General features: G+C 72.9%; 16 protein-coding genes. 10 read left to right on the top strand and 6 right to left on the bottom strand.

From position 1 onward, the window contains the following. Positions 1–8: 8 nt before the first annotated feature. Together ACX9TP_RS34195 and xth are read right to left on the bottom strand one after the other, a co-directional pair. Complete coding sequence (locus ACX9TP_RS34195) at positions 9–2,033, bottom strand: PAS domain-containing sensor histidine kinase (RefSeq protein ID WP_482974840.1); 2,025 nt, start codon at positions 2,031–2,033, stop codon at positions 9–11. Between the two features lie 139 nt (positions 2,034–2,172). After that, on the bottom strand, positions 2,173–2,943 hold the full coding sequence (gene xth / locus ACX9TP_RS34200) for an exodeoxyribonuclease III (protein ID WP_482974841.1): 771 nt from the start codon (positions 2,941–2,943) through the stop codon (positions 2,173–2,175). 199 nt (positions 2,944–3,142) lie between these two features. Between xth and ACX9TP_RS34205 the strand changes: the two genes are divergently transcribed. The 6 genes from ACX9TP_RS34205 to ACX9TP_RS34230 all read left to right on the top strand — a co-directional run bounded on the left by ACX9TP_RS34205 (position 3,143) and on the right by ACX9TP_RS34230 (position 11,997). Beyond that, the gene (locus ACX9TP_RS34205) at positions 3,143–4,210 is read left to right on the top strand and encodes a tetratricopeptide repeat protein (RefSeq protein ID WP_482974842.1); all 1,068 of its coding nucleotides are present in this window, start codon (positions 3,143–3,145) and stop codon (positions 4,208–4,210) included. Between the two features lie 121 nt (positions 4,211–4,331). Beyond that, complete coding sequence (locus tag ACX9TP_RS34210; RefSeq protein WP_482974843.1) at positions 4,332–6,965, top strand: penicillin-binding protein 1A; 2,634 nt, start codon at positions 4,332–4,334, stop codon at positions 6,963–6,965. Beyond that, on the top strand, positions 6,962–8,329 hold the full coding sequence (locus tag ACX9TP_RS34215) for an FG-GAP repeat domain-containing protein (protein WP_482974844.1): 1,368 nt from the start codon (positions 6,962–6,964) through the stop codon (positions 8,327–8,329). The genes ACX9TP_RS34210 and ACX9TP_RS34215 overlap by 4 nt, the downstream gene beginning before the upstream one ends. Positions 8,330–8,379: 50 nt before the next feature. Beyond that, positions 8,380–9,750: a peptide ABC transporter substrate-binding protein gene (locus ACX9TP_RS34220; RefSeq protein ID WP_482974845.1), complete on the top strand. Its 1,371-nt coding sequence runs from the start codon at positions 8,380–8,382 to the stop codon at positions 9,748–9,750. A 10-nt stretch (positions 9,751–9,760) separates the two neighbouring features. Beyond that, the gene (locus ACX9TP_RS34225) at positions 9,761–11,440 is read left to right on the top strand and encodes an ATP-binding protein (RefSeq protein ID WP_482974846.1); all 1,680 of its coding nucleotides are present in this window, start codon (positions 9,761–9,763) and stop codon (positions 11,438–11,440) included. A 143-nt stretch (positions 11,441–11,583) separates the two neighbouring features. Continuing rightward, the gene (locus ACX9TP_RS34230; protein WP_482974847.1) at positions 11,584–11,997 is read left to right on the top strand and encodes a response regulator; all 414 of its coding nucleotides are present in this window, start codon (positions 11,584–11,586) and stop codon (positions 11,995–11,997) included. 87 nt (positions 11,998–12,084) lie between these two features. Here ACX9TP_RS34230 and ACX9TP_RS34235 read toward each other — a convergent pair whose 3' ends face one another. After that, complete coding sequence (locus ACX9TP_RS34235; protein WP_482974848.1) at positions 12,085–14,079, bottom strand: MXAN_5187 family protein; 1,995 nt, start codon at positions 14,077–14,079, stop codon at positions 12,085–12,087. A gap of 143 nt (positions 14,080–14,222) precedes the next feature. Further along, the gene (gene hpf, locus ACX9TP_RS34240) at positions 14,223–14,582 is read right to left on the bottom strand and encodes a ribosome hibernation-promoting factor, HPF/YfiA family (RefSeq protein ID WP_482974849.1); all 360 of its coding nucleotides are present in this window, start codon (positions 14,580–14,582) and stop codon (positions 14,223–14,225) included. Between the two features lie 156 nt (positions 14,583–14,738). On the opposite strand from hpf, the gene ACX9TP_RS34245 reads away from it, so the two are divergent. Both ACX9TP_RS34245 and ACX9TP_RS34250 read left to right on the top strand, forming a co-directional pair. Beyond that, positions 14,739–15,134 carry a response regulator gene (locus ACX9TP_RS34245; protein ID WP_482974850.1) on the top strand — a complete coding sequence of 132 codons (396 nt, stop codon included), beginning with the start codon at positions 14,739–14,741 and terminating at the stop codon, positions 15,132–15,134. A gap of 85 nt (positions 15,135–15,219) precedes the next feature. Next, positions 15,220–15,669, top strand: a complete 450-nt coding sequence (locus tag ACX9TP_RS34250) for a putative signal transducing protein (RefSeq protein ID WP_482974851.1) — start codon at positions 15,220–15,222, stop codon at positions 15,667–15,669. Positions 15,670–15,676: 7 nt separating this feature from the next. Here the strand turns inward: ACX9TP_RS34250 and ACX9TP_RS34255 are convergent, their stop codons facing one another. Together ACX9TP_RS34255 and ACX9TP_RS34260 are read right to left on the bottom strand one after the other, a co-directional pair. Beyond that, positions 15,677–16,654, bottom strand: coding sequence for an N-acetylmuramoyl-L-alanine amidase-like domain-containing protein (locus tag ACX9TP_RS34255; RefSeq protein WP_482974852.1), 978 nt, complete (start codon positions 16,652–16,654; stop codon positions 15,677–15,679). Continuing rightward, positions 16,651–17,634: a HEAT repeat domain-containing protein gene (locus ACX9TP_RS34260; RefSeq protein WP_482974853.1), complete on the bottom strand. Its 984-nt coding sequence runs from the start codon at positions 17,632–17,634 to the stop codon at positions 16,651–16,653. Before ACX9TP_RS34260 ends, ACX9TP_RS34255 begins: the two co-directional genes overlap by 4 nt. 151 nt (positions 17,635–17,785) lie before the next feature. Between ACX9TP_RS34260 and ACX9TP_RS34265 the strand changes: the two genes are divergently transcribed. Then, on the top strand, positions 17,786–18,106 hold the full coding sequence (locus ACX9TP_RS34265) for a DUF4398 domain-containing protein (protein WP_482974854.1): 321 nt from the start codon (positions 17,786–17,788) through the stop codon (positions 18,104–18,106). A gap of 44 nt (positions 18,107–18,150) precedes the next feature. After that, complete coding sequence (locus ACX9TP_RS34270; protein ID WP_482982270.1) at positions 18,151–19,578, top strand: OmpA family protein; 1,428 nt, start codon at positions 18,151–18,153, stop codon at positions 19,576–19,578. Positions 19,579–19,597: the final 19 nt, after the last annotated feature.

The raw sequence follows: 19,597 nt of genomic DNA on the forward strand, positions 1-19,597 counted from the left end.
CCGGGCCCTCAGGAGGCCGAGGCGGGTCCGGCGGGCGGCGTCAGCGGCAGCTTCACCGTGAAGGCGGAGCCCTGGTTCAGCGCGCTCTCCGCGCGGATGGTGCCACCCAGGGCCTCGACAATCTGCCGGGTGATGTAGAGCCCCAATCCCAGGCCGCCGTAGTGCCTCTCGCTCACCGCGCGCTCGAACTTCTCGAAGATGCGCGGCAGCGCCTCCGGGGCAATGCCGATGCCCTCGTCCCGGACCTCCAGGCAGGCGGTGTTGCCCTCGCCCCAGACGCGCACCCTCACGGGCCGGCCCCCGCCGTACTTGTGCGCGTTGGACAACAGGTTCGTCATCACCTGCTCCAGCCGCTGCCGGTCCCACACGCCCACCAGCGGCTCCGGGACGTCCACCACCAGCCGGCCGCCCAGACGGAGCACCTCGGGCTCGAAGCGCGACGCCGAGTCGCGCACCAACGCGCAGAGGTCCATCACCTCCAGCGTCAGCGAGAATCGCCCGGAGTTGATGCGCGAGATGTCCAGCAGCTCGTCCATCAGCGACGACAGGCGATTCACCTGCTGCCGCATCATCTCCAAATCTCCGGACAGCCGGGGGAAGCGCTCTCGCGGGAGCGAGTCCGCGGAGCGGGCCAGCATCTGGAGCTTGAGGGACAATGGCGTGAGCGGCGTCTTCAGCTCGTGGCTGGCCACCTGGAGGAACTCCTCGCGCACGCGCACGGCCTGCTGCGCCTCGCGGTACAGCCGGCCGTTGTCCACCGCGAGGGCGGCGCGACGGGCCAGGTCCTCGGCCGTCTCCAGGTCCGACTGCGTGAAGCGCCGGCCGGGGACAATCGCCAGGAAGGTGATGACGCCCAGCGTCCGGCCCCGCGCCACCAGCGGCACGGACATCAGCGACTGGAAGCCGATGGCCCGCATGTGCTCCAGGTGCTCCGGGCTGTACGCCGCCTGCTGCTTGTACGCGTCGCCCGCGTCCTCGACGAGCCGGGCCCGGCCTTCCCGCAGGGCCTGGCTGGGAGGGTGCGAGGCAGGGCCCGAGAGGCGGGGCGGGAAGTTCACCGTCTCGCGGACCTGCGGCTCCAGCGCGGGGACCGCGCAGGCGACCTTCACCCGCTTGACGCCACCGCCCTCCTGGAGGAGGTCGACCATGCACCAGTCGCCGAGCGCGGGCACGGCGAGCTCGGTGGCGCGCGACAGCGTGCCCTCGTAGTCGAGCGACTCGGCCAGGACGCGGCTCGCCTCGGAGACGAAGGCGAGCCGCTCCTCACCGCGCTTGCGCTCGTGGATGTCGATGACGGAGCCGATGTAGCCGAGGAACTCTCCGGAGCTGTCCAGCCGGGGACTCGCGGAGTCGATGGCCCAGCGATACTCACCGTGGCACGAGCGAATCCGATACTCCGCGCGGAACGCGGTCCGGCTCGAGTGCGACGCGAGGAAGAGCTCTCTGGACCGCGCGCGGTCCTCGGGGTGGACCGCATCCAGCCACCCCAGGCCATGGGCCTCAGCCTCCGTCTGACCGGTGAAGTCGTGCCACTGGCGGTTGAGCCAGATGCAGGCGCCCGTCTCGTCGGTCATCCACAGCATGACCGGGGCGTTGTCCGCCATGTTGCGGAAGCGCGCCTCGCTCTCGCGCAGCCGGTCCTCCCGGTCCTTCAGGGCCTGCGCGGCGCGGCGGCGCTCCGTCACGTCGCGGATGAAGAGGATGAGCCCCGTGGCCGAGGGCGACGCTCGCGCCTCGAACCAGGCATTGGAGATGGGGACGAAATCCTCGTGCACGACCTCGACACCGTCGCGCATGGCGCGCTGGTAGGCGTCACCGAAGGAGCTGGTCCGCAGGCTCGGGAACTCCGTCCACAGCTCGCGGCCCAGCAGCCGCTGGCGGGAGCGGCCGAGGATGCGCTCCATCCAGGCGTTGACGTAGGACAGGCGCCACTGGCGGTCCACCGCGACGACGCCATGGCCCACGCCGTCCAGCATGGCCGCGAACGCGGCGGCCGTGGGCTCCAACGAGGTGTCCGGACCGCTCGAACCCATGCAGTGCTTCACCCCTCCGAAGCCTTCGTAGCCCTACGGGAAGGCCAGGCGCCCGCCTGCTCTCGGAGCACCATGGCAATACCCGCACGCGGCCTGGACGCGCCCTCCACAGGGCTTGAACAGGGCCGCGCGCCGCGGGTCATCCGCGCAGCTCCAGCCATACCGGGGCGTGGTCGGAGGGCTGCTTCCCCTTGCGCTCCTCGCGGTCCACGTCCACCTGCGCCAGGCGCGGGACGAGCGGCGCCGTCACGTAGAGGTGGTCGATGCGCAGGCCCCGGTTCTTCGGGAAGGCCAGCATGCGGTAGTCCCACCACGAGAACTTCTGCACGTCCGGGTAGAGCTCGCGGAAGGCGTCCTTCAGCCCGAAGTCACACATCCGTGCGAGCGCGTCCTTCTCCTTCTGGGTGAAGAGCGTCTGGCCCTCCCACTCCTTCGGGTCATAGGTGTCGATGTCCCGGGGCGCGATGTTCCAGTCGCCGCCCAGAATCAGGGGCTCGCCCGGCTGGTGGCGCGTGTCCAGGTAGCGGCGCAGCCGCTCGTACCACTGGAGCTTGTAGTGGTACTGCTCCGAGTCCACCGACTGCCCGTTGGGCGCGTAGGCGCTCACCACGCGGATGCCGCCCACCGTGGCGGCGATGAGGCGCGAGTGCGTGTCATCCACGCCGTCGGACAGCCCCTTCACCACGTCGCGGGGCTCCTCCTTCGCGAGGATGGCGACGCCGTTGTACGTCTTCTGCCCGTGGATGGCGGCGTGGTAGCCGACCTCGCGCACGGCCTCCATGGGGAAGTCGGCCTCCGAGCACTTCAGCTCCTGAAGGCACAGGATGTCCGGCTGCCGGGTCCTCAGCCACTCGAGCAGCCGCTCCTGCCGGGCCCGCACCGAGTTCACGTTCCAGGTGGCGATCTTCATCGCGCGGACCGTCGCATGACACCCGCGCCCCCGCCACGGTTTTCCCCGTCCGTGTGGCCGGAGGGACACACCCCCTTCCGGCCCCCCGGGCAGGGGCCCTGGCACGGGCATCGCAATGCCCTCCGGGTGGGAGCCCGTCACACGGCCCCCATGAGGCGCCCTTCCCGGGCGCACCGCCGGAAGTCGAGGTGTCGTCGCCATGAGCCCCACGAGTGCCAGGACGCGCAAGGCCGCAGCCCCCACCCCCTTCACCCTGCCCGCCGCGCTGAAGAAGACGCTGCTGCCCGCCTGCCTCGCCGCGCTCGGACTCGCCGCATGGGACGACGTCCCCCTGCCCCCGTCGTGGCGCCCGTGGGTGGCCGTCGTCCAGCAGGCGCGGTCGCACGAGGCGCCCGTGGGCGCCGCCGCCGCTCCGTCGGTCGTCCCACCCGCGGCGGACGTGACGCCGGAGGGGGCCTCGCCGGGTGACGTGGAGCCGGTGGCGGCTCGCGCGCCCGCGGACGACACGCTGCTGTCGCTGCCCCACACGCACGGGCGGCGCGTGGACCACCTGGCCCGGGCGCGCACGCTGCGCGAGCTGGGAGACCTCTCCGGTGCCCTCACCGAGGCCCGGCGCGCCCTCCATGACGACCCGGCCGACACGGACGCGCTGACGCAGGCTGCGCGGCTCGCCCGCCTCACCGGGCAGACGGAAGTCGCGGTGCGGGCCTACGAGCAGCTCGGCCGGCTGCTCCCCGAGGACTCCAGCGCGCTGGTGCAGCAGGCGCGACTGCTGGTGTCGCTGGGCCGGCACGCACAGGCCGTGCTGGTGGGCGAGGAGGCGGTGCTGCGCAGCCCGGAGGACGCGGAGGTGTACCAGGTGCTCGGCCGGGCGCACCTGGGCGCGGGCGAGCTGTCCGCCGCCATCCTCCGCTTCCAGCAGGCCGTGCACCTGGACCCGGAGCACGGCTACGCGCTGAACAACCTGGGCTTCGCCTACCTGCGCGCGGGCGAGGATGCGAAGGCGGCGGCGGTCCTCACCCAGGCCGCTTCCCTGCTCCCCCACGTGGCCTACGTCCACAACAACCTCGGCGTGGCGCGGGAGCGGCTGGGGCACGTGGAGGAGGCCCGCGCCGCCTACGCCAACGCCACCCGGCTGTCCCCGCGCTACGTCCAGGCCCGCGTCAACGCGGACCGTGTGAATCGGCTGGCCCGCGTGGACGTCGCCCGGCCCCTGGACGCCTCCACGCCCCGGCCCGAGGAGGTGCCGGAGCCCGGCGCGCCGTAGCGCCTCCCCGCCCGGAGGCCGTCATGGGAGCGGCCTCCAGGGCGGCCTCCGGGGCGGCCTTCCGGGCCGGTTCCCGTTCCTCTCCCCCCGGTCTAACGTGCAGGCCCCTTCCGAAAGCGCCATGACTCCGGCTCCCGAGATGCCCACTTCGCCCGACTCCTCCACGCCTCCTTCCGTGCCGCCTCCGACCCCCGCGCGTCCCGGGCTCGGGGCCCGGCTCTGGCGCTGGACGAAGCGGCTGCTCGTCCTCGGCGTGGTGGGGCTGCTGCTCGGTCTGCTCGCCGGCGTGGGCGGCTACTTCTATTACAGCCAGGACCTGCCCTCGGTGGATGCGCTGCGCAACTACCAGCCGCCGCAGGTCACGAAGGTGACGTGTGGTGACGGCAGCCTGTGCGCGGAGTTCGCCCACGAGCGCCGCACGCTGGTGCGCGTGGAGGACCTGCCCGCCCACGTGCGCAACGCCTTCCTCGCCGCCGAGGACGCGGACTTCTACAAGCACCAGGGCCTGGACCCGTTCGGCATCGCCCGCGCCGCCATCAAGAACCTCATCCCCAACAGCCGCAAGTCCGGCGCGTCCACGATTACGCAGCAGGTGGTGAAGAACCTGCTGCTCACGCCCGAGCGCAGCTTCTCGCGCAAGGCGCGCGAGTGGATTCTCACCCCGCGCGTGGAGGAGGCGCTCACCAAGGACCAGATTCTCGCGCTCTACATCAACCAGTCCTACTACGGGCAGCGCCGCTACGGCCTGGAGGAGGCCGCGCTCTTCTACTTCGGCAAGCACGCGAAGGACCTGGGCATCGGCGAGGCGGCCGTGCTCGCGGGCACCGTGCAGATTCCCCACCGCATCAACCCGGTGACGAACATGACGCGGGCGAAGGGCCGCCAGAAGTACGTGCTCCAGCAGATGGCGAAGAATGGCTGGGTGCCGGAGGCGGTGGCGCAGGCGGAAATCGAGAAGCCCATCGTCCTGGCGCCGCGCCAGCAGAAGCCGGTGGGCCTGTACTACTCGGAGGAGATTCGCCGCACGCTCGTCGAGCGCTACGGCGACAAGGCCGTCATGGAGGGCGGCCTGCGCGTGGACATCGCCATGGTGCCGAAGCTGCAGGCCGCCGCCGAGCAGGCCGTGCGCGAGGGCCTGGAGGCGGTGGACCGGCGCCAGGGCTACCGCGGCCCCAGGGGCACGCTGACGGACGGCCAGTGGGAGCGCTACCGGGCGCTCGTCGCCACGCGCATCGAGGAGGCCGGGCGCCGGCAGAAGGACCAGGGCTATGTGGCGGACCTGTCGCCGCTGGCCCAGGCGGAGAAGGAGGCGCCCAAGGCGCCCCAGGCGGCCGTCGGCAGCACGGCGGAGCTGGAGGAGGACGGCGCGGAGGAGCAGCTGCCGGACCTGACGCCCGAGGAGGAGGCCGCACGCACCGAGGAGGAGTTGCTGGCGCGCACCGTGCGCCTCAAGCCGCTGGAGGAGGGGCTGCGCCTCACCGGCTACGTCACCGAGGTGGACGAGAAGCGCAACGTGGCGAAGGTGGACCTGGTGGGCCGCACCGCCGAGGTGGCCTTCTCCACCGCGACGTGGGCGCGACAGAAGGGCAAGGGCGCGCCCAAGGGCATCGCCGACGTGTTCGCCAAGGGGCAGCTCGTCTACGTGCGCGTGCTGAAGGCGCCGCCCGCGCCGGCCTTCGTGGAGGCCGCGCTGGACCAGGTGCCCGTCGTGCAGGGCGGCCTCGTGGTCATCAACCCGCAGAATCGCAACGTGGTGGCGCTGGTGGGCGGCTATGACGCGGAGCGCTCGTCCTTCAACCGCGCCACGCAGGCGAAGCGGCAGCCGGGCTCGTCGTTCAAGCCCTTCCTGTACGCGGCGGCCATGGGCAGCGGGCGCTTCACGCCGCTGTCCAAGGTGAACGACGCGCCCGAGGCCATCCGCGACCCGTACACGGGCAAGACGTGGAAGCCGCAGAACTACGACCGCCAGTTCGAGGGGCCGATGACGCTGCGCACGGCGCTCACCAAGTCGAAGAACACGGTGTCGGTGCGCCTCATCGAGGCGCTCACGCCCGCCACCGCCATCGACTTCGCGCGCCGCGCGGGCATCCACTCGGCGATGCCGGAGAACCTCACGCTCGCGCTGGGCACGGGTGAAGTCACCATGCTGGAGGCCGTCAACGCGTACGCGACGCTCCAGGCCAACGGCCGCTACGCGGAGCCGCTCATGCTGCTGCGCGTGCGCGACGGGAAGGGCAAGACGCTGGAGGAGCACCAGCCCGCCTTTGAGGAGACGCTGCCCCCCGCGGTGGCGTACCTCGCCACGTCGCTGATGCGCAGCGTGGTGGAGGAGGGCACGGCCCGGGCGGTGACGGAGCTCAACCGCCCCGCCGCCGGCAAGACGGGCACCACGCAGGAGTCCAAGGACACGTGGTTCTCCGGCTACACGGCGGACTGGGTGGCCAGCGCGTGGGTGGGCTTCGACGACAACTCGCCGCTGGGCGGCAGCGAGACGGGTGGCCGCGCGGCGCTGCCCATCTGGCTCAGGTTCATGCGGGTGGCCCACGAAGGGTTGCCCTCTCGCGAGTTCGAGGTGCCGCCGGGCGTGGTACAGGTGCGCATCGACCCCGCCAGCGGCCTGCTGGCCGGCAACTCCGTCCCGGGCCGGCTGGAGCCGTTCCTGGAGGGCACGCAGCCCACCGCCGAGGCACCGCCACCGGGTCAGGTGTCCACCGACCAGTTCTTCCTCGAGGAAGGCAACAGGAAGGGATTGTGAGCCGAAGCCGAGCCCTGCTCCTCGCCCCGCTGCTGGCCGCGCTCGTCGCCGCCCCGCGGCCCGCTCCCGCCGCTTCCGCCCCGCAGGACGCCTCCGCCGTCGACCGCCTCGCGCAGTCGCTGGCGGAGTCGGTGCGCGCGCTCCCCGCGGAGGCGCCCGTGGCCCTGCACCTCTCCGGAGGCACCGCCGAGCTGCGGCGCGCCGTGGGCAGCCTGCTGGCGGCGCGGCTGTCCGCCCTGAGCCTGGCGCCGGTGGTGGTGGATGCGCCCACCACCGAGGCCGCGGAAGCGGCCGCCCGCGCGCAGGGGGCCCGCACGCTGGTGCGGCTCACCCTGGACGTGGAGGCCGGTGAGTTGCGCGCGCGTGGCGACGCGCTGGGCACGTGGGTGAACTTCTGGTCCGGCCGCACGGCCACGCGCCCGCCGAAGCCCGCGGGCGCGCTGGCGCAGGCGGTGGAGGCGGACGCGGCCGTGCTGGCGCTGGCGTCCGTGGGGGGACCTGCGACGCCTCCGACGAATGGCACCGCCCCCCGGGGCGTGCGACTGCTGGGCGCGGTGCTGGCGCGGCTGGAGCATCCGCTCGCGGCGCTGGCCGCGGGAGACCTGGATGGGGACGGCCGGGACGAGGTCGCCGCCCTCACCGAGTCCGACGTGTCCGTCTTCGCCGCGGATGGGCGACTGCTGGCCCGGCGAGAGCTGGACGCGCTGCCGCCCGGCAACGCCACCACCCGCGAGCCCTTCGGCGCGCTCGCCGTGCTGACGGGGCCACCGCGCCTGGCCGCGTGGAGCACCCGGCACGCGCACGGCGAGGTGCTCACGCTGGACGTGGCGCGCGGCATGCTGAAGCCCGTGGGCACGCTGGAAGCAGCGCCGCTGGGCCCGGGCGAGCGCGGCAGCTTCGTCCCCGGACAGACGGCCTTCACTCCGGAGGTGCGGCTGGCGGACGGGCGCACGCTGACGGTGACCGCATCCTTCACCACCGCGAGCCTCACCGCGTCGCGGCTGCTGTTCGTCCACCCGGACGCCTCCGCGTCCCTCTACGCGCGCGCGGGCGCGGCGCCCTCACGGCTGACGGGCCTGGGCGCGGGCAGTGCACTGGGGGACGTGGACGGTGATGGAGCGCCGGAGCTGCTCACCACCTCGCCGCAGCTGCAGCCCTCGCCGGATGTGCTGCGGGTGTTCGCCTCCAATGGGGATGACCCCACCGCGCACGAGCCGCTCTGGCAGGGCGCGCTGCCTCCGGGCCGCGCGCTGTACGTGGTGACGGCCGACCTGGACGGCGACAAGCGCCGCGAGGTGGTGGTGGGCCTGGCGAAGCCGGACGGAACCGGCGAGCTCTTCCTCCTGCGCCACGGTGCGCCATGACGGTCCGCTCCGCTGCCGCGAATCTCCCGCGTCCCGTCCCCCGGTGCGCCATGACGGTCCGCTCCGCTCTCGCGACGCTGCTGCTCCTCTCCTCCGCGTCCGCGCTGGCGGCCGGACGTCCTCGCTACGGCGGCGAGCTGCGCGTGGCGCATGACGGTCCTCCCGAGGTGGGGGAGCCCGCGCTCGCCGACACGCCCCTGGAGGCGACGCTGCTGGGGCTGCTCTCGCGCCCGGTGTGCCGCGCCATGCCGGACGGCACCGTCCTTCCCGCGCTCGCCCGCGAGCTGTCGCGCCCCACGCCGCAGTCCGTGCGTCTCACGCTGCCCAACGCCGCCACCGCCAGCGCGGTGGCCCGCGCGTGGATGCGCCTGGCCAGCGCCGAAGCCACCTCGCCCTACCGCGCCCTGCTCTACCCGGTGCGCGGCGAGGCGCGGCAGGTGAGCACCCAGGGCGCCACGGTGGAGCTCACGCTGTCCTTCCCCTGGCCGGACCTGGAGCGCGCGCTGTGCCACCCGGCCCTGGCCGCGCCCGCGTCGTCCCCCGGACAGGGCCCCTTCAGCGCCGCGGGACGGGGCACGCTGGAGGCGCAGCTCGCCTGGCCCCAGGGCCGTCCGTACCTGGACCGGCTGCTGCTCACCGGCACGGATGAGCGGGGCCTGGCGCGCCTGTGGTCCTCCCGGCAGGTGCAGATGGAGCTGGGCGTCTCCTCGGAAACGGACACCACCGCGGGCACGCCCTTCTACGCCACCTTCCTGGCCTTCTCTCCCCGCAAGCTGCCCGCGGACTTCCGCCAGTCGGTGGAGAGCGCCATCGACCGCGAGGACCTCACCCGCCTCTTCGTCCATGCTCCGGCTCAGCCCATGCCACACCTGCTGCCGCCCGCGCTGATGCCACAGGGCCCCCGGCCCCGCCCCGCGCCTCCCGCCGCGAGCGCGCCGCGCACCGTGACGCTCCTCTACGACGCCTCGCTGGAGGACCAGCGCGCGGTGGCGGAGCGCATCCAGGTGAAGCTGCACGAGCGCGGCTACACCGTGGCGCTGGAGCCGATGCCACGCTCCGCACTGCGTGCGCGCTGGGCGAAGGGCGACTTCGAGCTGATGCTGCACGCCCTGCTGCTGCCGCCCGTCCCCGGCCCCGCGCTGGCCGTGGTGCTGGATGCGGGCGGGCGCAGGGACTTGCTCGGCGTGGAGCTGCCGGCCATCGGTGCGCTGGTGGACGCGGGAGCGCGGGACACCCGGGCTCGCGAGCGGGCCCTGGCGCTGGCGCCGTCCGTGCCGCTGGTGCCGCTGTACGCGCAGGGGCTGGGCATGCGCCTCGCGGCGGAAGTCGGCGGGCTGCGCTTCGACGCGCAGGGCCTGCCGTGGGTGGACGGGCTGTACCTGGCGCCCCAGGAGGGCACGGCCACCGGAGGCCGTCCGTGAGGAGACCGCCATGCGCCTGAGGACGCGGCTGGCGCTCGCCTTCACCCTGCTCGCGGTGGTGCCGCTCGCGGTGGTGGTGCCCCCCACCCTCACCCGGCTGCGCGACACGCTGTCGCGCGAGCTGGACGCGCGCATGGAGGCCGCCATCACCTCCGCGCAGGAGTCCCTCGAGCGCTCCGGTGCCAACGCCCGCCGCGCGGTGGAGGAGCTGGTGGACAGCCCCGCCATGGAGGACCTGGCCCGCGAGGCGCGCGAGAGCCCCACCCGCGCCATCCAGGCCGGCACCGCCGAGGGGCTGATGAAGAGCCGCGGCCTGACGGTGCTCGCCCTCTTCGACCGGGGTGGCACGGTGCTGTCCTCCGGCCACCTGCCCGCGCGGCGGGGAGACCCGGACCCCGCCCTCTTCGCCGTCACCCGCGAGCCGTCACCCAGGCCCGTGCCGGTCCGTGTGGAGGTGCGCACGCCCTCCGGCCTGCGCCCGCTTCCCGCGCTCGTCACCGCGCGCCCGGTGGACTACGGAGACCTGCGCCTGTGGGCCGTGGGCGGCGTGCTGCTGGACGAGGGACTGGCGCAGCACCTGTCGCGGCTCACCCAGGCCCAGGTGACGCTGATGTCCGGTGACACCGAGCTGGCCCGCGCCGGTGACGCCGAGCCGCCCACGGTGGCGCGGACGCTGCCCCTGGGAGAGACGGCCACGGTGCGCTTCGTCTTCAGCCGCGCCGCGGCGAACGAGGCCGAGCAGGGCGTCATGCGCGCCTTCCTCCTGCTGGCGGGACTGGGCGGCGCCTTCGCGGTGCTGCTGGGCCTGCTGGTGTCGCGGTGGATGACGCGGCCGGTGGAGGCCCTCACCGAGGGCGCGCGGCGCGTGGCGGAAGGCGCGCTGGACGCGCAGGTGGCTGTGGAGGCCAGCGGCGAGGTGGGCGAGCTGGTGCGGACGTTCAACCGGATGACGGGAGAGCTGAAGGCCACCACCGAGCGGCTGGTGGCCAGCGAGCGCATCGCCGCGTGGCAGGAGGTGGCGCGGCGGCTGGCGCACGAAATCAAGAACCCGCTGACGCCCATCCGCATGTCGCTGGAGACGCTGCTCGCCGCGCAGGAGGCCCGCCACCCGCGCTTCCCGGACATGTTCAAGGAGAGCGCGGGCGTGGTGCTGGAGGAGGTGGACCGGCTGCGGCGAATCGTGGACGAGTTCAGCCGCTTCGCGCGCATGCCCAAGCCGCAGCTCGCGCCGGTGGACCTGGGCGAGCTGGTGCAGAGCGTGCTGTCGCTGTACGCCGCGCCGCCCGAGGGCATTCAAATCCTCCCCTCGCTCCAGACGGGCGTGGTGGCGAAGGTGGACAGGGACCAGCTCACGCAGGTGCTGGTCAACCTGGTGAAGAACGGCGAGGAGGCGATGAAGGAGAAGGGCGGCGCGCTGCGCGTGCGCGTGAAGGGCACCGAGGCGGACGCCATCGTCGAGGTGGAGGACAGCGGCCCCGGCATCCCCCCCGAGCACCGCGCCCGCATCTTCGAGCCCTACTTCACCACCAAGGAGGGCGGCACCGGCCTGGGCCTGGCCATCGCCGCGCGCATCCTCCAGGAGCACGGCGGCAAGCTGGACGTGGGCGGCGAGCCCGGCCAGGGCGCGCGCTTCACCGTCGTGCTCCCCCGCGCCGAAGGCCTCGGCCCCGCGCGGCTGCGGGCCGAATAGCCGCGGGCGGGTAGGTTCCACCCCAGCCGAAGGTACAAAGACGGACGCGCCGTCTGCCTTCGGGGTGATGGCGACACCACCGCGCGCAGCCGGTGCCGTCATCCCGTTTCCGATGGCAGGCGCAATCTGGCTACACTGACTGCATGCAGTCGCAGCGCCCCCGCGCCCTCATCGTGGACGACAACGTCTTCTTCGCCAGAAGCCTGGGCGCGTTCCTCGAGGCCGAGGGCTGGGACGTGCAGATCGTGAATCATGCGCTGCACGCGCTCGGGAGCCTGAAGTCAGGCCCGCCGCCGCACCTGCTGCTGCTGGACCTGGACCTGCCGGACATCAGCGGCTGGGGCATCTACGGAGAGCTGCTGCTCAACCCGTCGTTCCCCAAGGTGCCCGTCCTCATCGTGTCGCGCGCGACGTGGCTCCCGCAGGACGTGCCCCTGTCGGGCATCCTGGCCATGGTGGAAGCGCCCTCCAGCCCGAGCGCGTGGGAGCACTTCCGCGGCGTGGTGCGCCCCATCCTCCAGGCCCGCGCGGAGCAGGTCCGCTCCAGCGAGAGCTAGGCGCGAGCGCGGGGACGCTCCAGAAGCAGGAAGGCCCGTGAGCCAGAGAGCTCACGGGCCTTCATCTACGACGAGCGTCGGAGCGCGTCAGTCCTTGACGGGCGTGGCCTTGAGGGCGGCCTTGCCCTCCTTCACGTAGACCTGGAAGCGCACCGTCTTGCACGCGTACTTCTGGACGAGCTGCTCCTTGTTCTTGCGGAGCTTCTGCACGAACTTGTCGTACGTCAGGCCGTCGGCCGGCTCACCGCACCGCTCGCGGGTGGTGAGGAACTCGCGGAAGACCTCCTGGAAGTGCTGCTCCTCCGAGAGCGCCACCGCGGAGTTGCCCAGGCCGGGCAGCGGAATCGCGGCCGGAGGCGGTGCCACCGGCGTGCGCGGCGCGGGCATGGGAATGGCCTCGGACGTCTGCGGCCGGGCGCTGGCCTGGAGCAGCTCGCGCGGAATCGCCGACACGCGCGTCGTCTCCGTGTTCTCCGGCGCCTGCGCGGAGGCGAGGGCGAACGGGTCCGCCGCCTGCTGCAGCGAGTACGCCGCCGTGGGCTGGTCCTCGAAGGCGAACGCGCCCCGGCGCGGCGACGCCGGAGTCAGGGGCTCCACGGGCGGGAAGGCCGAGGGGTCCGGCTCGAAGGGCATGGACGACGCCGCGGCGAACGGCGCGGGCGCCGGAGCGACAGGGGGGGCGGGGAACGGGAACGCATCGGGCGCGCCGAACGGGTCCGCCGCGGAGAACGGGTCCGCCGCGGGCGCGGGGGCCACCGGGGCAACCGCCGGGGGCGGCAGGGAGAACGGGTCCCCCAGGGGCGCCTGGTTCGGCGGGGACATGGCGAACGGGTCCCCCATGGGCGCGGGGGCCGGCGCCGCCATGGCGAACGGGTCCGCCGCGGGCGCCGGAGCAGGCATCGAGAACGGGTCCGCCGCGGGCGCCGGGGCCGGAGTCGGGGCAGGCATGGCGAACGCATCCGCGGCCTGCTGCGGCGCGGGCGGCTTCGGCTGCGGCGAGGCGGCGGCCATGGCGGCCGACAGGCTCAGCGTGTCGGAGTTGCCCTGGACCTCGTCACCCGAGCGGCCCGAGCCCATCAGCACCGTCCACACCAGCGACAGGACCAGCAGGCCCGCCAGGCCCATCAGCGCGTTCTGCTGGTAGCCGGCCAGCGCGCCCATCACCGCGCGGGTGTCAGCCACCGCGAGCACCTCCACCGGGGTGCCCTCGAGCGCGCGGCGCGAGCCCACCATCAGCGGCGCCTGGCCGCCCATGAAGTCGCCATTCGTGAAGGCGGGCAGCTTCACCGGACCGAAGTCCTGGAGCTGGCCGCTGCGCAGCACCACGCCGCTGGCACCCGCCGCCACCTGCGCCAGCGAGGCCTCCGCCAGCGCCTTCTCCGCGCCAGCGCCGCCCACCACCGCGTCACCCTTCACCAGCGCGAGCGCCGCGACGCCGGACGCATCCACGGCGGCCTGCAGCGTGCCCTCGTCCACCAGCGGCGCGCCCACCACCAGCGTGGCCAGCGGCCCGGTGCGCGCATCCCCGTTCCACATGAGCGGCACGGACGCAAACACATGCGGAGCGCCGAAGGCGTCCATCACCGTCGAGCCCGCCTTCGCCACCGCCGCGACATCCAGCTTCGTGGTGTCCGAGGAGGGCTCGCCGGCGGCGACGGCGTGGAACTGCGCGTCCTTCGCCACCACCGCCACCACCGCGTTCTTGAGCTCCTTGGGCAGCACGGCCTGGGCGGCGGTGCGCACCGCGGCGAAGCGCTCGGCCGTCAGCGGCTGCGGACCCGACGCGCTGTCGTCATCGCCCCCGCGGTCGCGAGGGTTGCGCGGCGCGGGCGCGCGGGAAGGCGGCTGCAGCTCGGCCACCGCGGAGAGCACGTCCGGCGTGGCGGCCAGCTTCAGGGCCAGCGACTGCACTTCGGCGCGGCGGGCGTCCACGCGACGCGCCACCTCGGCGGCGCCACTGGCGGCCTGAGACGTGGCTCCCGCCACGGCGCGCTCGCGCAGCGGTCCCGACAGCATCGGCAGGTGAGCAACGCCCAGTCCGATGACCAGGAATGCGAAGACGAGGAACTTGAGGCGGACCATCGCCATCCTTTAGCCCGAGGGTGAAGGGTTCCGCTTATAGCGTTCACCATTCGGGACCAGCAAGATTCGGGCAACGGACACGCTAGGCCCGGTCGCCAGGTCGACGACCTGGGAGACCGGGCCCGTACTGCCTCCCATCCCGACTAGTAGGTGGGCACGTCTGCCGTCGTATCCAGCGGCAGGCCGTTGGTCTGCACGTCGCGCCGCTTCTCCAGCGTGCGCTTGAGGGTCTTCTCCAGCCGATCACGCGATGCGTCGATGGCGGGGAACAGCGAGTCCGCCGTCTCCGTCACATGCACCGCGGAGAAGCCGGGCAGTCGCACCGTCACCCGGCATTCCTTGTCCACGCCGCCCTTGGGGCCATTGGTATCCACGAGCGAGATGTCGATTTCCGCCGCCTCATCGTCCGCGAACCGTTCGATATGGCTCACCAGGTGCTCATCCACATACGCCTTGAGGGCATCCGACAGGTCCAGGTGCACTCCACGCAGCAACACCTTCATGGCATCACCTCCGGGGCCAAAGATGGACAGCCCGACACCTTCCGGTGAGAGGGGGCCCCGCTGCTCCCCTGCCCTCCTGCCCTCCTGGCGAAAGGGCGCGGGGGCGGCCGAGGAGGCGGAGGACGATTCACTCCGACACGTGGGTTTCCCAGGCACATGGGCGACGAGCGAATCAAGGTCCTGCTGGTCGAGGACGACGGGGACAGCCGGGAGCTTCTGGCCGAACTGCTGGAAGCCGAGTTCGACGTGCGCACCGCGCCGGATGGACTCGCGGGACTCAAGGCCTTCGAGGCCGAGCACCCGGACGTGGTGGTGACGGACGAGTCACTGCCCGGGATGCTCGGCACCGAGCTGGCGCGGCGGGTGAAGGAGCACGAGCCCCGCGCTCGCGTCATCCTTGTCTCCGGCTACACCCAGGTCCAGGGAGCGGAGTTCTGCGACGTGGTGCTGCGCAAGCCCATCGACGTGGAGCGGCTCAGCGCCGCCGTGGGCCGGCTGGGCGAGGAGGCCCGGCGGTGGCTGGGCGGTGGCGCCGAGGAAGCCCGCCACTGAACGAAGTGTCTGGACGGGGGTGCGGCTCGCGGGGGTCGGACCTACCATGACCCTCCAGACACCACACGGGCAGGAGGGACCGTCGATGAAATACTGCGCCAGGTGCGGCTCGGAGTACCAGGACAGCGTGCAGGACTGCGCGGACTGCCCAGGCAACCCGCTTCTCGTGAGCGAGGCGGACATGCGTGCGCGAGGGCTGCCGTTGCCTCATGAGATGGACAAGCGCGTCTTCGTGCGCGCGGCCTCCGCGGAGGACCCCTTCACGGCGGAGGCCTTCGTGGAGCTGCTGCAGGAGGCCAACATCCCCGTGCTGGTGCGTGCCGGCCGCTCGGGCGTGGTGGACACGCTGACCACCGGCAACCTCCTGCCGTGGTGGGAAATCCTCGTGCCCGAGGACGCGGCGGCCCGCGCCATTCCGCTGCTGGAGCAGGAGCGGATGCAGGAGCTGGCCACCACGGACGAGGCCGTCCAGGCCGCGGAAGAGGAGGAGCGCGAGGGCGAGCTGGCGTCTCCCGCTCCGCCGCCCGCTCCCTGAGCAGGCGTCAGGGCGAGCGCATGGCGCTGGCCGGCGCGTCCGGCCGGCGCACCTCGAAGAGGCTGACGCCCGTCACCTTCCACTTCGCATAGCGCGCGTTGCGGGCGAGGAACGTCTCCAGGTCCTCGTCCACGACGCGGTTGTAGCCGCCGCGCGAGGCGTGGCGCAGGTACGTGCGCTTCTTGCGCTGCACCACGAAGCCCAGGTGCGTCACGCGGGTGGCCTTCAGCGGCAGGTCCTCGCGCAGCACCACGAGGATGGTGCCCGAGGGGATGGCGCGCGCGTGCGCGAGCACCCGCTCCAGCGGGAGCATGTTCAGCGGGTACGTGCCCACTGGCCGCCGCTCCTTCGGCAGCGCCAGCGCCGCCGACGAGCGGGACTGCCAGGTGAGGGGGGTGAGCGTCTTGGTGACGCCCACCGCGTCCTCACCGGCGTAGCGCCGCGTCACGTCCACGAGGAAGCCCTTGCGGATGTTGTTGGGCAGCCACTGCGCCTCCATGAGGTGGTTGCGGTCCTCGTAGGAGGGCGTGCTCGCGTAGCGCAGGCCCTCCAGCAGCGGGGCGACGTCCGCCTCGCTTCGCGCCAGCCCCAGCGCCACGGACTGCTCCACGAAGGTGAGGCAGTCCACCGCGTCCAACCGGAAGGTGGGGTCCGGGTCCACGCCCTGGCCCTCGCCCAGGGGCGACAGCACGTAGGGCGTGTTGATGAAGCGCTCGCTCATCCGCAGCACGCGCTCGGCCAGCGGCGCGCCCGGGTCCTCGGCCACGAGCGCGGCCCGCTGCTCCGCGGTGAGCCCCTCCCAGCCGTTGGGCCGGTGCGGGGTGGCCGTCGCCGCCTGTGCGGACGCGGCGGGAGACTCGAGGATGGCCTCGGCGCCCGGGGGGACCTCCGCCTCCGCGGCGGGGGGTGTGGAGGCCGGAGGCGGCGTCGCGGCGAGGGCGGCGCGGGACAGCAGCGCCAGGGACAACCACGTCACGGCCTTCATTTCGCGACACCCGCCTTGCGGAGGATGGCCTTGCGCCGGTCGTCCTGGAGCTGGAGCGTCTCCAGCTCCTTCTCGTACGCCAGCTTCTCTTCTCCCTTGGCGTTCCACGAGGCCAGCACGAGCCAGTCCAGCATGGCGGCCTCGCCCCCCTGGTAGAGGATGCGCGCCGCGCCCGCGGCGAGCCCGCGGTCCTTGTCCTCCAGCAGCGGCTTGAGCGCGGGGGCGGCCTTCTTCGCGCTGGTGCCCTCGTACAGCTCCAGCCCCTGGCGGCGCACGAAGCGGTCCTCCGAGCCCAGCAGCTTCCCCGCGAAGGCGAAGCCGTCCTGCGAGCCCAGCCGGCACAGCCCCCGGGCCGCCGCGAAGCGGGTGCTCTCCGAGTCGGTCGTGAGGAACGCCTTGAGGGCCGGTGCCTGCTTCGCGTCCCCGGTGTCGCCCACGGCGGCGAGCATGACGGCGCGCACCTCCAATTCCGGCTCCACCCTGGCCGCATTCAACAGCGGGGCGCCCATCTTCGCGTTGCGCGAGGCGCCCAGGGCCCGCGCGGCCTCCTTGCGCACCCCGCTGCTCTTGTCCTGGAGCAGCGGCAGCAGCACCCCGGTGTTGCGGCTGTTCAGCCGGGCCAGGCCCTGGGCGGCGTACATGCGCACCGCGCTGTCGTCGTCGGCGGCGAGGCGCGCCAGGGTGGGCTCGGCGGCGCGCGTCTCCAGCCCGGCCAGCACCGCGACGAGGTTGCGGCGGGGCCGCTCGTCCAGCACCTTGCGCAGCACCAGGGCGATTTCGTCCGCCGCGTAGGCCTCCTCGCGCAGGAAGCGCAGCCGGGAGATGGCCGGGGGCACCGCGCCCCCCTGGATGACGCTCAGGATGACCTGCTCCGTCTCCGCGCGTCGCTGGCCGCGCTTCGCGGAGGACGGAGAGGCGGCCAGGGCGAGCAGCGGGAGCAGCAGCGCGAGCAGCAGGGCTGGGAGGACGGGCGGGCGCACGGGGGCGGAACGATGGCAAGCACGGCGCCGGCCGTCAAAGTCCCGCCTCCACGCCCGGCCCCCCGGCCGGCGCGGTCTGCCCGATTCTTGACCCCCCAGGGTGTGATTGATACGACCGACGGGTCCTACCCCTCTCTAGAGGCGCCACCCTATGAAGAAGCTGATGGTGCTGGTGGCGGTGGCGGGGGCGCTCGCCGCGTGCGGCCCCGTGAAGTCCACCGCGAACATCCTCGACGCCGAGGTGCAGATCCAGGCCGCGCGCACGGCCGGGGCCGACAAGCTCGCCCCGTACGAGTGGACCGCCGCCAACCTGTACCTCTCCAAGGCACGCGAGGAGGTGGGCTACTCCGACTACCAGGCCGGCGTGGACTTCGCCGTGAAGGCCTCCCGCTTCGCCAACGAGGCGCGCGAGAAGGCCATGGCCACGGCCGGCAGTACCTCCGACTCCGGTGGCCGGACACCGAACCCGTGACGGAACCCGTGACGCCCGAACCCGTGACGCCCGAGCGCTCCCAGATGACGCGTCCCTCCCTCGCCGCGCTGCTCCCCCTGCTCCTCGCCGTCGGCTGCGTCAGTGGCAGCAAGATTCGCGCTGACACCGAGGTGCTCGCGAACGACGTGGAGCGCGCCCGCCGCAGCGGCGCCCTCCGCTGTGCCCCGGTGGAACTGGCCACGGCCGAGGCCCACCTCGACTTCGCCCGGGGCGAATTGAGCCAGGGCAACAGCGGCCGCGCCTCCAACCACGTGCGCACCGCCGACACCGCGGTGGACCGCGCGCTGGAGCTGTCCAAGAACTGCGGCCCGCGCCAGGTGCTCGTCCGCGAGCGGCCCGACGCCCAGCAGCCGCAGCAGCCCCAGCCCCAGCAGCCCCAGCCCCAGCAGCCGCCCCAGGTGGTGGTCCGCATCGAGGAGACGGACAACGACGGGGACGGCACGCTGGACAAGGACGACCCCTGCCCGGACCAGGCCGAGGACAAGGACGGCTTCCAGGACGAGGACGGCTGCCCCGAGCCGGACAACGACAACGACGGCGTGCTGGACGGCAACGACAAGTGCCCGCTCAACCCCGGCGTGCAGGACAACCAGGGCTGCCCGCAGGAGGCGCCGAAGGACCGCGACGGCGACGGCATCTTCGACCCGCAGGACAAGTGCGCGGACCAGGCCGAGGACAAGGACGGCTTCCAGGACGAGGACGGCTGCCCCGAGCTGGACAACGACCAGGACGGCCTCGTGGACAGCGCGGACAAGTGCCCCACGGAGACGGGCCCGGTGCAGAACGTGGGCTGCCCCATCCTCGACAAGGACGGCGACGGGCTGAACGACCCGCAGGACAAGTGCCCGGACGAGCCGGAGGACAAGGACGGCTTCCAGGACGACGACGGCTGCCCGGACCTGGACAACGACAGCGACGGGATTCCGGACGGTCAGGACAAGTGCCCGCAGGAGTCCGGCCCCGCGGAGAACGGCGGCTGCGCCGACAAGGACGCGGACAACGACGGCATCGTCGACCGGCTGGACGCGTGCCCGGACCAGCCCGGCGTGAAGGAGGAGCGCGGCTGCGCCAAGCAGTACAAGATGGTGGTCATCAAGAAGGACCGCATCGAGATCAAGAAGCAGATCCTCTTCGGGTCCGGCTCGGCGAAGATTGTCGGCAAGCAGAGCACCGCCATCCTGGATGACGTGGCCGCGGCGCTCCGCGACGCGCCGTGGATCAAGAAGATCCGCGTGGAGGGCCACACGGACTCGCTGGGCAAGGACTTGTCGAACCTGCGGCTGTCGCAGAAGCGCGCGGACTCGGTGAAGGCGCAGCTGCTGCGCCGGGGCATCGACCCGGGCCGCATCGAGGCCGTGGGCTTCGGCGAGACGAAGCCGATTGGCCCCAACACCACCAAGGCCGGCCGCGCGCAGAACCGCCGCACCGAGTTCAACATCATCGAGCAATAAGCCACCCTGCCCCGCTTCC

Source organism: Pyxidicoccus sp. M15, from assembly GCF_056858435.1.